The 13,773-nt window shown below is 68.2% G+C and carries 11 protein-coding genes; 6 read left to right on the forward strand and 5 right to left on the reverse strand.

Annotated features, from left to right (window positions below; all coding sequences use genetic code 11):
- Positions 1-82: 82 nt before the first annotated feature.
- Entirely contained in the window at positions 83-1,078 is a 996-nt protein-coding gene (locus DEJ22_RS02055) for an acyltransferase family protein (RefSeq protein WP_111226801.1), read from the forward strand.
- A 43-nt stretch (positions 1,079-1,121) separates the two neighbouring features.
- Here the strand turns inward: DEJ22_RS02055 and DEJ22_RS02060 are convergent, their stop codons facing one another.
- A complete protein-coding gene (locus tag DEJ22_RS02060; RefSeq protein WP_181430732.1) occupies positions 1,122-1,553 on the reverse strand; it encodes a DUF3060 domain-containing protein in 432 nt (143 codons plus the stop codon).
- 66 nt (positions 1,554-1,619) lie between these two features.
- On the opposite strand from DEJ22_RS02060, the gene DEJ22_RS02065 reads away from it, so the two are divergent.
- Positions 1,620-2,879: a nucleotide sugar dehydrogenase gene (locus DEJ22_RS02065; RefSeq protein ID WP_111226799.1), complete on the forward strand. Its 1,260-nt coding sequence runs from the start codon at positions 1,620-1,622 to the stop codon at positions 2,877-2,879.
- Positions 2,880-2,990: 111 nt separating this feature from the next.
- Here DEJ22_RS02065 and DEJ22_RS02070 read toward each other — a convergent pair whose 3' ends face one another.
- The 4 genes from DEJ22_RS02070 to DEJ22_RS02085 all read right to left on the reverse strand — a co-directional run bounded on the left by DEJ22_RS02070 (position 2,991) and on the right by DEJ22_RS02085 (position 9,323).
- Positions 2,991-4,427: a tyrosine-protein kinase domain-containing protein gene (locus tag DEJ22_RS02070; RefSeq protein ID WP_111226798.1), complete on the reverse strand. Its 1,437-nt coding sequence runs from the start codon at positions 4,425-4,427 to the stop codon at positions 2,991-2,993.
- Positions 4,424-5,464: a glycosyltransferase gene (locus DEJ22_RS02075; protein WP_146241727.1), complete on the reverse strand. Its 1,041-nt coding sequence runs from the start codon at positions 5,462-5,464 to the stop codon at positions 4,424-4,426. The genes DEJ22_RS02070 and DEJ22_RS02075 overlap by 4 nt, the downstream gene beginning before the upstream one ends.
- On the reverse strand, positions 5,461-6,597 hold the full coding sequence (locus DEJ22_RS02080; protein WP_111226796.1) for a glycosyltransferase: 1,137 nt from the start codon (positions 6,595-6,597) through the stop codon (positions 5,461-5,463). The genes DEJ22_RS02075 and DEJ22_RS02080 overlap by 4 nt, the downstream gene beginning before the upstream one ends.
- 92 nt (positions 6,598-6,689) lie before the next feature.
- Entirely contained in the window at positions 6,690-9,323 is a 2,634-nt protein-coding gene (locus DEJ22_RS02085) for an Ig-like domain-containing protein (RefSeq protein WP_111226795.1), read from the reverse strand.
- Positions 9,324-9,569: 246 nt separating this feature from the next.
- Here DEJ22_RS02085 and dnaK point away from each other — a divergent pair, with 246 nt between their 5' ends.
- The 4 genes from dnaK to DEJ22_RS02105 all read left to right on the forward strand — a co-directional run bounded on the left by dnaK (position 9,570) and on the right by DEJ22_RS02105 (position 13,663).
- The gene (dnaK, locus tag DEJ22_RS02090) at positions 9,570-11,438 is read left to right on the forward strand and encodes a molecular chaperone DnaK (RefSeq protein ID WP_111226794.1); all 1,869 of its coding nucleotides are present in this window, start codon (positions 9,570-9,572) and stop codon (positions 11,436-11,438) included.
- 2 nt (positions 11,439-11,440) lie between these two features.
- Positions 11,441-12,100: a nucleotide exchange factor GrpE gene (locus DEJ22_RS02095; RefSeq protein ID WP_111226793.1), complete on the forward strand. Its 660-nt coding sequence runs from the start codon at positions 11,441-11,443 to the stop codon at positions 12,098-12,100.
- Between the two features lie 23 nt (positions 12,101-12,123).
- Positions 12,124-13,128, forward strand: coding sequence for a DnaJ C-terminal domain-containing protein (locus DEJ22_RS02100; protein WP_111226792.1), 1,005 nt, complete (start codon positions 12,124-12,126; stop codon positions 13,126-13,128).
- A 124-nt stretch (positions 13,129-13,252) separates the two neighbouring features.
- Positions 13,253-13,663 carry a heat shock protein transcriptional repressor HspR gene (locus tag DEJ22_RS02105; protein ID WP_111226955.1) on the forward strand — a complete coding sequence of 137 codons (411 nt, stop codon included), beginning with the start codon at positions 13,253-13,255 and terminating at the stop codon, positions 13,661-13,663.
- Positions 13,664-13,773: the final 110 nt, after the last annotated feature.

Genomic DNA, 13,773 nt, shown 5'->3' on the forward strand with positions numbered 1-13,773 from the left:
CAGGACCGTGCCGCACGCTCGAGGAGACGCCGCACTTTCGTCGTGATCGACCGAACCGGGAGCATGCATTAATATATAACATGTGATCTCCTCGACCGACAAGCCGTCCCCCGACGCCGGATGCCGCAGCTGGGGTGTCGACATGGTCCGGGTGGTCGGCATCATCGCGATCATCGTCGGGCACGTCTGGGCCGACTCGGCCACGGTGCGTCAGTGGATCTACCCGTGGAGCGTGCCCCTCTTCTTCTTCCTGTCCGGGTACCTCGATCGGACCAGCGGTGCGACGCTCCTCCGATCGATCCGCTGCCTCTCGCTGCTGCTGCCCTACGTGAGTTGGCTGATCGTCATCGGGGCTGCCTGGGTGGCGTCCGGTTGCGGGTCACGCTGCTCGACCGCAGGCATTGCCGAGGTGTTGCTCGGGGGAGCGCACGCGACCCGTCCGTTCTCGACGTTCTGGTTCGTCACGGCGCTGGTGGTCGTCCGGCTCTCGGTCGTGGTGCTGAGCCGGGCGGGCGCCTGGGTCCCGTGGCTGGTGGGCGCGATCGGATGGGCCCTCACCGCGCTGTGGCCCTCGACTGTGGCGGCCGTCCCTTTCGCGGCCGGTGTCGCCGTGCCTGCGATGGTGTTCTTCGCCGCGGGTCGGGTGGTGCAGCGTGCGCGAGCGGTACGACCGTTGATGGTCGTGCTCGTCGCAGGAGGCGCGCTCGCCCCCGCGGTGGTGATGATGGCCAGCGGCGTCGCGCCGTTCGACCTGAAGTACGGGCAGCTCGGAACACCGTTCCTGTCTGCGGTGTGCGCACTCCTGGTCTGTGTCGGTGCCGTGTGCGTCGCGCAGTTGCTGGACCAGGTGCGCGCGAGCCGGGTGTGTTCAGCCGTCAGTGCGCTCGCCGTCTGTGGTGTCGGTGTCGTCCTGACGCATCCCGCGGTGCTCTGGGTGCTCGACGTACCGACGTCGGGGTCGTGGACCGGCTTCGCAGCTGCTTGCGTCGTTCCGTGGGTGGTGATGCTCGCTCTCCTCCGCACTCGAGCGGCGCCGTTGCTGCTCGGGCGCCCTCCCCTGGTCCGGCGCTCCTGGTGATGCCAGGCGGGCTGCTCGGTGGGGCGGCCCGCCTGGCGTCATGTCACTGTGCCGTGATCGTGTTGTCGGCGCCGTGATCCTCGACGGAGCTCTCGCCGCCGTGGGTGATCTTGTTGTGGGAACCCGGGACCACGATGCGCTGCGCCGTGTCGACGGAGATCGTGGCCTCGTCGCCCTCCACCACGAGGACCTCGACCGTTCCGAGACGGATGACCGAACCTGCCGGCGCTTTCCCGACGACGGAGATGGATGCACAGTCGCCGAACGACTGCTCCTGCTCGCGCTCCAGGTCCGACGCGAGGATGGTCTCGTTCCCGTTGATGCACTCGCCGTAACGGGTCTCCTCCGCATTCGCTGTCGGGTCGGCTGCTGGCGGAGTCCCGCGCCCGTCGGGCGCGGTGGACGAGCAGGCTGTGAGCGAAGCCGTGAGCACGGCGGTGATCAAGGTGGCGGCGAGTGTCGTGGAGCGGTGCATGGGACCTCCTGTGGTCAGATCGGAAGGTGCTAATATATCATGTGACATTTCTTACGAGAGGAACACATGCAGCAGTCGCACGTGATCGTGATCGGTCAGGGATACGTCGGGCTACCGCTCGCGATGCGCGCCGTGGAGGTCGGGTTCGACGTCACGGGCGTCGACGTCGACCGGCGGCGGACGGACGCTCTCCTCGCGGGGACGTCCTTCGTGGAGGACGTGCCGTCGAGCACGATCCGGGCCGCGCTCGACGCAGGCAGGTACCACCCGGTCGGCTCCTACGATCGGCTCGGCCGTTGGGACGTCGCCGTGATCACCGTCCCGACGCCGCTCCGCGATGCCCTACCCGACCTGCGGTTCGTCGAGGAAGCTTGCCGTTCGATCGCTGAGACGCTGCGTCCCGGTTGCCTGGTCGTGCTGGAGTCCACGACGTACCCGGGCACCACTGATGAGCTCGTGGTCCCGATCCTGCAGGAGATCTCGGGGTTGCGGGCCGGCGCCGACTTCGCGGTGGGGTACAGCCCCGAACGCATCGATCCCGGCAACGCTCGCTGGGGCTTCGTCTCGACGCCGAAGGTGGTCTCGGGGATCGATGCGGCGTCGAAGGACCGTGTGGCACGCTTCTACGACATGCTCGTGGACCGGGTGGTCCCGGTCTCCGGCACCCGCGAGGCAGAGCTCACGAAGCTGCTCGAGAACACGTTCCGACACGTCAACATCGGACTCGTCAACGAACTCGCGGTCCTCGCCGACGAACTCGGTGTCGACGTCTGGGAAGCCATCGACGCCGCTTCGACCAAGCCGTTCGGGTTCATGCGCTTCACTCCTGGACCCGGCGTGGGTGGTCACTGTCTACCGGTCGATCCGAGCTACCTCTCGTGGCAGGTCAAACGCCGCCTCGGGCGCACCTTCCGGTTCGTCGAGCTCGCGAACGACGTGAACGAGCACATGCCGGACCACGTCGTCGGACGTGCTGTCGCGATGCTCAACGACCGCAGCCGCGCCGTCCGGGGGAGCCGGATCGCGTTGGTCGGTCTCGCGTACAAGAAGAACTCCGGAGACACGCGAGAGGCGCCGGCGATCCGCGTCGTCGAACTGCTCAAGCAGCTGGGCGCGGAGCTCGTCGGTGTCGATCCGCACGTCGAGGACCACCGGTGGCCCGCGGGGGTGGAACGTCGGGAGCTCACCCCGGGGTCCCTCGACGACATCGACCTGGCCGTGCTGCTGACCGATCACGATGACGTCGATCACTCCCTGCTGGAAGGTGTTCCGACGTTCGACACGCGTCACGTGCTGCCGGTGGGTCAGGACGTGCAGGTGCTGTGACCGTGCCTGCTCGGGATGACGATGGCCCCCGTTCGGAGCAATCCGAACGGGGGCCATCGTCATCCCTGGGAGGCCGTGTTCGTGTCGACGCGGCGTACTCGACGGAGACCGCTACTGCTGCGTCGGATCGATGTCGGCCGCTCGACGCCCCGGCCGCTTGGGTGTGGCTGTCTCATCGACACTCAGGTCGTCGCCGTAGTACCGCGAGTAGGTGCTGTACCCGTACGTACCCTTCTTGTTCGGGACCTTCGTCAGGACGACGCCGAAGGTTCGTGCTCCGATGCTCGTGAGAGCGTCGAGCGCCGTGCGGAGCTGCTTGCGGGTTGCCCGGCCGACAGCGGAGATGACGACCGCTCCGCCGGTGATGCGGCTCAGGATGGCCGCGTCCGTCACCGGGAGCAGCGGTGGGGCATCGATGACGACGAAGTCGTAGTCGGCGATCAGCTGCGTCGTCAGCGCACGCATGCTCGCGCTCCCCAGCAGCTCGCTCGGATTGGGCGGGATCCGTCCCGCTGGGAGCACGTGCAGACCACCCGCTCCCCAGGGGATCACCACATCCTCGAGCTCAGCACGTCCGATGAGGACGTCCGTGAGCCCGGCTGCTCCGTCCAGCCCGAGGACCTCGGCAACGCGGGGGCGCCGGAGGTCTGCATCGACGAGCATCACTCGGGCACCGCTCTCCGCCATCGCGATCGCCAGGTTGGCTGCGGTCGTCGACTTCCCCTCCGAGGGGAGCGCAGAGGTGATCGTGAAGCTCCGGCGGGTCTCGTCGAGATCCAGGAACCGCACGTTCGTCCGCAGTGACCGGAAGGACTCAGCTCGCGGGTTCCGCGGATCCATGTGGACGATCAGGGGGCGCTCATCGGCGGTCGGATCGAAGCCGATCGCTCCGATGACGGGTACGTCCGCGACGGATTCGACGTCGTCCACCGAGCGGACTCGCGTGTCCAGCGAGAACCGGAGCAGCGCGAGCCCGAGACCGATGACCAGGCCCGTCGCGCCACCGAGCAGCGTCCTCCGGACGACGTTCGGTGATTCAGGGGACGTCGGGGTGACGGGTGGCTCGATCATCTCGATCTTCACGAGTGACGCTCCGCCGGTGGTCGGCTTCTCCAACTGCTCGGTGACCACCTTCGTGAAGCTCTCCGCCACCGCCATCGCGATGCGACGTGCAGCGGCGGGGTCCTCGTCGCGCACCGAGATGTCGAGCAGGACGCTGTTGAGCGGAGAGGATGCCGACACGTGCCTGGCGAGGCGAGAGACGTCGGTTCGGAGACCGAGTTCGTCGATCACCGGTTGGAGGACGCGGGCGCTCCTGGCCACCTCGATGTACGAGGCCACCTTCTGCTGCGCGGCACTGTTCCCCTGCACCAGTTCAGCCGGATCGGGTGACGTGGGTTGGATCGCGACGAAGAGTTCCGTGTCCGCTCGGTAGACAGGGTCCTGCAGTCGGACGGAGAGCGCGCCGAGTCCGATCCCGATCAGGACAGCGCAGATGATCAGCAGCCAGGAGCGTCGCATCATCCTGGCGGTGTCGGTGAAGGTCACGGGGTCCTCATCAGTGTGTCAAGGGCTGCCAGCGCAGCATCGAGTGAGGCGTCTTCGGAGAGCCGCCGAGCACTGGCTGCGAGGTGGGACGAGACGCGACGCCGCAGGTCTTCGTCCGCGGTGAGGGCGCGGACTGCTGCAACCCACGCGGGGACGTCGCCGACCGGGAGGACGAACCGACGTTCGAGGTCTGGATCGCGGAAGAGCAGCGGCGCCACCCCGGTCCGATCGCTGAGCACCACGGGGACACCTGCGCTCGCTGCCTCGACAGCGCTCCTGCCGAAGGCTTCGCGGTGAGACGGGCACAGGAGTGTCCCGGGGGCAGCCCAGACATCCTCGTGAGGCGTCCAACCGTGCCAACGCACCGAGCTTGCGGCTGTGCGCTGGGCACTTGAGAGCAGCGGCCCCTCGCCATGGACACGAGCCGGGAGGGCGGTGCGGTGCGCGACCTCGAGGAACATCTCGATGTTCTTCTCCGCCGACAGTCGCCCGGCGAAGATCAACTCGCCGGCATCGGATCCATCGTGACGACGGTCGAGGATCGGGATTCCAGCCGGGACGACCGTCGCGGAGGGGCCCCACCCCATCTCCTCCCTGAGGAGTGGAGAGGTGACCCACACCGCGTCGGCTCTCCTCAGCGCGCGTCGTTCGATCGCGGCGATCGCGGATCGTCGCCAACCGGGTTGCTCCCCCCGTGCTGGCCACGGGAGCCCGCGCACCCAAGCAATCCGGAGAGGAGACCCGACCGACCGTGCGGCAGACACGGCGACGTCGCTCTGTGGGACCATGGAGATGACCACGTCAGCTGCGGCGACCGACGGCGCACTCCTTCGCTGCACCTCGTGGACGACGCGAGCACCGTGATCGCGGGCCGTGTACTCGATCACGCCCGGAGCGGTCGTCGGCCGACCGCTCGCCTCCGCACGTACCCCGATGCAGGCCTGCCAGTCGAGTCCGCGCCGTCGTGCTGCGGCGACGAGGTCCAGTGTCGATCGGTACACACCGCTCCGCGCGGACAACGGGGCGGCGACGATCACGACGCGCACTGGACCCCCAGGAGTTCGAGCATGATCCGTGTCTTGTGCTGCCAGGTCACGCGCTCGGGGATCGCCGGCGCGACGCGCGCCACTCGAGGTCCTTCCTCGGTCCAGTCCGCGAGGACCTCGTGGTGCCGGCTCATCGGCACCGTCGTCACCCCGTCGAGTCCTCGACGGCCGGCGCCGGCGATTGCGGTGGTGAGGACCGGCAGGCCGGCTGCTCGGTACTCGTACGTCTTGATGACGTCACCGCCGACCTCACCGCGGCCGACGAGGTGCGGCACCCAGCCGACGTCGAAGGTCCGCAGCAGTGCCGGGACCTGGTCGTAGTGGACGTCCCCGAGCAGCCGGATGTTCGGCTGCTCGGCGAGGGGAGCACGGTAGTTGCGGTCCAGGACGGGCCCAGCGAAGATGAACTCGACCTCCGGGAGGGCTGCCGCCGTCGAGATGATGCCGTCGAGGTCGAGACGTCTCCCGATCTTGCCCACGTACCCGACCCGGGTGGCACCTCGGAGATCCCTCGGGGTGGGATCGAAGCGTTCGGGGTCGCAGCCGTTCGGCAGGAGGACCACATCGTCACGTCCGTGACGCCGTGCGAGTTCTGCGGCGCCTTCTCCGTTCGCCGTGACGCGCGTTGCAGCGTCGAATGCCGCTCGGTACGCGCGATGCACGTCATCGCGGATGGTCGCGAACGCGTGGTGCGTGGTCCAGTCGTCGAGGAGGTCGAGCACGGTGGTGCGTCCGCCGCGGAAGGGATTACGGCGGTCCTGCGTGAGCGCCAAGAACGGGTTCCAGACCAGGGCGGGCGTCGACGAGTTGTCGGAGGGGATCTTCGGGTACCACTGCGCGGAGGCAACCCACCAACGCCGACGACCCCGTGGGTCGGGGAGCAGGGGTGCTCGCGACCGGACGGCGCGCGTACCGACAGCGCCCGGCTGTCCGTGTCGTCGGACTGGAGGCGCGAGGACCGGATCCGGGCGGCTCACCACCGATGCGCCGCCCGGGGTGAGGGTGCCGATCCACTCGATCACGTGTCCGTCACGAGTGCGGTATCCCTCGGTGAGGAGCTTCCGTTGGCCGTGCATCGGGTAGGTGAGCACGTCGCCGCACCATCCCTGTCTCTGCGTACTCATCGTATAAATATATCACGTGCCAGGTTGTGTATAGCGCTGCGCCCCCTCTCCGGATGGTGAGGGGGCGCAGCGCTTGTCCGACCGTGTGCCGATCAGTCGGTGGCGGGGCCGAAGTCGTCGAGGCCGGTGCTGCTGGTGGTGCCGTCAGGGTCGGTTGCGACGATGTCGAGGTTGTAGACAGCGGTGGGACCGAATGCACGCGACTTGGTCCAGTTGCCGTCAGCGTCGGCGGTGGTCGAGGTCAGGACGTTGCCGGAGAGGCGGGACTTGATCTCGATCTTCGCGCCCGGCGTGGCCGTGCCGGTGAACATGACGGGCACGCCCGGGGTGTACTTGTCACCGGCCTTCGGGGCGGTCAGGATGACGTCCTGGTGTCCCTTCGGCGGGGTGAGCACGATCGGGGTGATGCTGTCGGTCGTGCCGTCCGCGGCGGTCTGGGTGAGCGTCACCACGTAGGTTGCGGACGGACCGAAGGCTCGGGTCGTTGCCCAGGACCCGTCGGTCTGGCTGGCGCGGGTCTCGAAGAGCTTCGAGCCCCAGCTCGAGGTGGCCACGATTCGTGCTCCCGGGGTGGCGGTGCCGCGGAACAGCATCGCCTCGCCGGGCTGGTAGGTGGCGTTCAGAGCGGGCGTCTCGAGCTTCAGGGGCTTGAATGCACCGAGCGGGGCGAGGGTGAACGGGGACGAGGCGGAGGTGGTGCCGTCGAGGCGGGTCTGCGTCGCGGTCAGGGTGTAGACCGCGGAGGGGCCGTACTGGCGGGCGAACGACCAGGACCCGTCGCCCTTTGCCGTGGTGGTCGTGAGCACGGTGTTCCACTGGTTCCGGACCTCGATGGTGGCGTACGGGGTCGCGGTGCCGACGACGACAGTGCGCTCTCCTGGCGTGTAGGTGTTGGTGCTGGGTTCGGAGATCACGACCGGAGTCGGGGTCTGCGGCCCGTCGGGGTTCACGGTGACCTCAGCGGTGGTACGCAGATCGCCCTTCGAGTGCTGCTCGACGGTGATCGTGGCAGGGGTCTTCGAACCGGGAACCTCGATGTCGGTCGACCACGTCCCGTTCTCGACGGTGGCCTCGGCGCTCTGGTCGCCGACGGTCGTGGTGATCTTCGCACCGTTCTGACCGGTGCCGGAAACGGTGATGGTGCCCGGCGTGATCGTGCTCGCGGAGGGCGAGGTGATCGCGACTGCGTCGCCGTAGTCGGCCACGACCGTGGTGGTCTGGGTGCCGTCGATGCCGGTCTGCTCGATCGTCAGGGTGTGCTTGCCGGCACCGATCGGGTCGATCTCGAGCGACCACTTGCCGTCCTCGACCGTGGTGTCACCGAGTTCCTTCGCCCCGTCCTTCACGGTGATCGTCGCACCGTCGGCGCCCCCACCGGACACCACGGCCTTCTTCGTCACGTCCGCGTCGAACCGCACGTCCGCGGTCGGTTCTTCGACCGTCGACTTGCCGGGGTTGATCGTGATCTCCTGCTTCGTCACGTTCTTCCCAGCTGAGGTCTGGGTCACGATGAGCTTGTGCTCGGAGTCGCTCAGGGAGTCGGTGCTGAGGTTCCAGGCGTTGTTCACCAGGACGTCCGTCGAACCGACGACCTCGCTCGTCGACTTGTCGGTCACGACGATCTTCGAGCCGGCAGCACCGAAGCCCATCATGATCAGGGACCCACCGTTGTGTGCGGCACCGTCGGAAGGCGTCGACACGGTGACGGCAGCGCCGTAGGGGATGGTGACGGGGACCTGCCCGATGCTCTGGCCCGCGAAGACCTGGGACACCGTGAGCGGGTAGTCGCCGGCAGCGTTGGGAGCGGGGATCGAAACCGTGTACGAGCCCAGCGGTCCAGTGGTGGGAGCCGAACTGACGAGTTTGCCCGTTGCGTCACGCACCTCGATGACGGCACCCGGCTCCGCAACACCTGTGACCTGCGCCTCAGTGCTCACTGTGCCCCGATCGACCTCCGCCGTCAGGTTCGTGAGCTCGAAGTTCACGTCCGCGACCCGGTCCTGCTTCTGGTTCCAGGTGCCGTCCTGCTGGACGTACTCCGAGACCGGGATGTGGTTCGTCTCACCGAGCTTCAGGCCCGAAACCGTCGCCTTCCACGCACCGGTGGTCGCGTCCGCGGTGACCTGCTGCGTGCCGTTGACCAGCACGACCGCACCCGGAACCGCCGTGCCCGACAGCTCCGCCGACTGCGTCGCGACGTCCCGCGTATCGACCTTCACCGAGAACGGCAGACCGAACGCGTCACCGCTGAAGTAGGTGCCACCACCGCTCGCCGTCATCTTGACGGCCCCCCCACTGAACGTGGCGAGGTGGAGGTTGCCGGCCGCGATCCTGCCGTCCTTCGTGACCGTGAACTGCGTGATCTTCCCCGAGGGGAGCGCGTTGCACTTCGCCCAGGTGATCGCAGCCTCAGCGGCGGACACGAGGCAGTTGCCGTAGTCATCGCTGATGGTGCCGGTGCCACCGACCTGCGGCATGTTGAACCACCTCGAGTGTGCACGTGCCTCTGCCAGGGTCGAGTTGGACTTGGCTTCCAGGTTGCTGGTTCCGAAGTTGTAAGAATCGAGACCGTTACTGACGAGCTGTGCGTGCTGCGTGGTCGACGCCTTCGCATCCTCCTGGTCCAGGTCGACGGCGTTGGCCGCGGCTGGACCGAACCCCAGCCCGGTGATGACGGTCGCAGCAGCCAGGCCCGCGGCCCCGACTGCACGAAGCTTCTTGTTCATGGTCTATTTCGTCTTTCGAGAGAGCGCCGCGTCGATGCGCGGCCCTGATGGGTCAACCAGAATATTGAATGTACAAGCTGAAGTTCTACCAAGCGCAATGCATACGCTCGGCTTGCGTTCCCTCGACGCAACTTCTCTCGCTCGCACTTGACGCCCGCCGCGCCCTGAGTAAACTTGAGTGGAGCGGACGCAACTCCGCGTAGGCTTCAGCAAGACCCGCGAACCCAACCGAAGGAGCACCAACACATGGGACGTGCAGTAGGCATCGACCTCGGAACCACCAACTCCGTCGTCTCCGTTCTCGAAGGTGGCGAGCCCACCGTCATCGCGAACGCCGAGGGGCTCCGGACCACCCCGTCGATCGTCGCCTTCACGAAGGACGGCGAGGTCCTCGTCGGCGAGACCGCCAAGCGCCAGGCCGTCACGAACGTCGACCGCACCATCGCCAGCGTCAAGCGCCACATCGGCACCGACTGGACGACCGACATCGACGGCAAGAAGTACACGCCGCAGGAGATCTCGGCTCGTACCCTCGGCAAGCTCAAGCGCGACGCCGAGCAGTACCTGGGCGAGGACGTCACCGACGCGGTCATCACCGTCCCGGCGTACTTCAACGATGCCGAGCGTCAGGCCACGAAGGACGCCGGTGAGATCGCCGGCCTCAACGTCCTCCGCATCATCAACGAGCCGACCGCGGCTGCGCTGGCGTACGGCCTCGACAAGGGCAAGGAGGACGAGCTCATCCTCGTCTTCGACCTCGGTGGTGGCACGTTCGACGTCTCCCTGCTCGAGGTGGGCAAGGACGACGACTTCTCCACGATCCAGGTCCGCGCGACGGCCGGCGACAACCGCCTCGGCGGCGACGACTGGGACCAGCGCATCGTCGACCACCTGATCAAGAAGTTCAAGGCCGACCACGGTGTCGACCTGTCCACGGACAAGATCGCGAAGCAGCGTCTGAAGGAAGCTGCCGAGCAGGCGAAGAAGGAGCTGTCGAGCCAGCTCAGCGCCAACATCCAGCTGCCCTACCTCACGCTCACGAGCGAAGGCCCGCTCAACCTCGACGAGACCATCTCGCGCGCGCAGTTCGAGCAGATGACCTCCGACCTGCTCGACCGCACGAAGAAGCCGTTCAACGACGTCATCAAGGAGGCGGGTGTCTCGGTCAACGACATCGCGCACGTGGTGCTCGTCGGTGGCTCGACCCGCATGCCCGCCGTGGCCGAGGTCGTCAAGAGCCTGACCGGTGGCAAGCAGCCGAACCAGGGTGTCAACCCGGACGAGGTCGTCGCCGTCGGTGCCGCACTGCAGGCCGGTGTCCTGAAGGGCGAGCGCAAGGACGTCCTGCTCATCGACGTCACCCCGCTGTCCCTCGGCATCGAGACCAAGGGCGGCCTGATGACGAAGCTCATCGACCGCAACACCGCGATCCCGACCAAGCGCAGCGAGACCTTCACGACCGCCGACGACAACCAGCCGTCGGTCGCGATCCAGGTCTTCCAGGGCGAGCGTGAGTTCACCCGCGACAACAAGCCGCTCGGCACCTTCGAGTTGACCGGCATCGCTCCGGCTCCCCGTGGTGTTCCGCAGGTCGAGGTCACGTTCGACATCGACGCGAACGGCATCGTGCACGTGTCCGCGAAGGACAAGGGCACCGGCAAGGAGCAGTCGATGGTCATCTCCGGCGGCTCGTCGCTGCCGAAGGAGGACATCGAGCGCATGGTCCGCGAGGCCGAGGAGCACGCGGCCGAGGACAAGGCCCGCCGCGAGGCCAACGAGCGTCGCAACCAGGCCGAGCAGCTCGTCTACTCGATCGAGAAGCTCATCAAGGAGAACGACGAGAAGCTCCCCGCGGACGTCAAGTCCGAGGTGCAGGCGGACGTCGACTCCCTCAAGTCGGCCCTCGCGGGTGACGACGACGAGGCCGTGAAGACCGCGTTCGACAAGCTCAACGAGTCGCAGGGCAAGCTCGGCCAGGCGATCTACGCGCAGCAGGACGCTCCGGCGGCCGGCGGCGAGCAGCCGACCGGTGACCAGGGCCAGCAGCAGGCTGACGACGAGGACATCGTCGACGCCGAGGTCGTGGACGACGAGGACGACAAGGACAAGAAGTAACGATGACGGACCCCCAGGACAACGTGCCCGAGGACCGCGAGCCCCAGGTCGAGGGCGACGCGACCAACGCGCAGGAGCCCGAGGACCTCATCGAGGCGGAGGGGCCGGACGTGGAACTCCCCACGGACGGCCCCGCCGCCGGCGGCCCGCAGGCTGACGAAGCGAACGACCTCTCCCCGGAGGACCAGGCGCTGCTCGACGACGCCGCCCGCGGCATCGAAGAGGACAAGCTGAGCCAGGCCGACCGCGACCTCGTCGCCGACATGCGTGCCGACATGCTCCGCGCGCAGGCCGAGCTGGTGAACTTCCGGAAGCGCGTCGAGCGCGACCGCGAGGCGAACCGCGACGCCGTCATCGCCGAGGTCGTCCGGGCCCTGCTGCCCGCACTCGACGACCTGACCCGCGCGGAGGCACACGGCGACCTCGCCGAGGGCCCCATGCAGGTCATCGCGCAGAAGATCCGCGGCGGCTTCGGCAAGTTCAAGCTGGAGCAGATCGGTGAGAAGGGCGAGCCCTTCGACCCGAACGTGCACGAGGCGATCGTGCAGCTCCCGACGCCGGGTGCGACCGGCCAGACCGTGGCGGACGTCGTCGAGCCGGGCTACAAGCTCGGCGAGCGGGTGCTCCGGGCGGCCAAGGTCGCCGTGGCGGTCCCGGCCTGATCGCGGGAAGGAGGTAGGGATTCATGGCCAGTCAGGACTGGTTCGACAAGGACTTCTACAAGGTCCTCGGCGTCGACAAGACGGCGAGCGACGCTGAGCTGAAGAAGACCTACCGGAAACTCGCGCGGCAGTTCCACCCGGACTCCAACCCGGGTGACGCGGCCGCCGAGGCCCGCTTCAAGGAGATCAGCGAGGCGTACTCCGTGCTCTCCGACAAGGAGCAGCGTGCCGAGTACGACCAGGTCCGCGCCATGGGGTCGGGCGCCCGCTTCACCGCGGGTGGCCCGGGCCAGGGCGGCGGGTTCGAGGACGTCTTCGGTGGGATGTTCGGCCAACAGGGCGGGCAGCGTGTCCGCTTCGGCCAGGGCGGTGCCCGTGGTGGTGCCGGCGGCTTCGAGGACATCCTCGGCGGGATGTTCGGCGGCGGTCAGGGCTTCGGCCAGCCCACCGGCGGTTTCCGCGGGTTCGGAGGACCGACGAAGGGGCGCGACGTCACGGCGTCGACGACCCTCGACTTCACCACCGCGATCGCCGGCGACACCGTCAAACTGTCGCAGGGCAACGGCCGACCGGTGAACGTCCGCATCCCGGCTGGTGTGGCGGACGGGCAGAAGATCCGCCTGCGCGGCCGCGGCGAGTCGAGCCCGGACGGCGGCGAGGCCGGTGACCTCGTGGTCACCGTCAGCGTCCGCAAGCACCCGGTGTTCGAGCGCGACGGGCAGCACCTCCGCGTGGACGTCCCCGTGACGTTCGCCGAGGCGGCACTCGGCGCGACCATCCAGGTCCCCACCCTCGGTGGCGACCCGGTGAAGCTCAAGGTCGCTCCCGGCACCCCGTCGGGTCGCGTCCTGCGCGTGAAGGGCCGCGGTGTCACGACGAAGAACGGCACGGGCGACCTGCTCGCGACCGTCCAGGTCGCGGTGCCGTCGCACCTGTCGGACAAGCAGCGCGAGGCCGTCGAGGCGCTCCGCGCCGCCCTGCCCGACGAGGACCCGCGCGAGGACCTGCTCGCCAAGGCACGCAGCTAGCGCTGCGCGACCAACACCAAGACCGGTCTGGAGGCTCGGTGCGGCTCCGTCAGGAACCGTCACCGGGCCTCCAGACTGTCTCCCAGGACCACGAGGACGACGGAAGGGACGCGTCATGACCGACATGGACGAGAACTCGCCCGTCTTCGCCATCGCGACGGCGGCGGAGCTCGCTGAGATGCACCCGCAGACGCTGCGGCAGTACGACCGGCTCGGCCTGGTCGTCCCCGGCCGCACCCGCGGAGGTTCCCGCCGCTACTCGATGCGCGACGTGGCGCAGCTGCGCGAGATCGCCCGACTCGGCAGCGAGGGCGTGTCGCTCGAGGGGATCCGACGGGTGCTCGACCTCGAGAACGAGAACAAGGCGCTGCGCGACCGCGTGCGGGAGCTCGAGCGTGCCCTCGCCGACCAGATGATCAACCGGCCGGGCGCGCGGGTGTTCGCGGCGACGACGACGGGTGCCGCGGTGTCGCTGCGTGCCGGGATGCGACCGCAGCGGAACACGGCGGTCGTGCTGTACCGGCCCGAGCGCTGACGCCGGCCGGACTCACCACGGCCAGGGCAGGTCGTCCCGCAGCTCAGTCGTCCCGTCCGCGGCGGTGCAGCGAGGGGGCTGGGCTCGCTCGTCCGGTGGCCGACAGGATG

Origin of the sequence: Curtobacterium sp. MCSS17_007, assembly GCF_003234175.2 — a bacterium.
In the GTDB taxonomy this organism is placed as follows: domain Bacteria; phylum Actinomycetota; class Actinomycetes; order Actinomycetales; family Microbacteriaceae; genus Curtobacterium.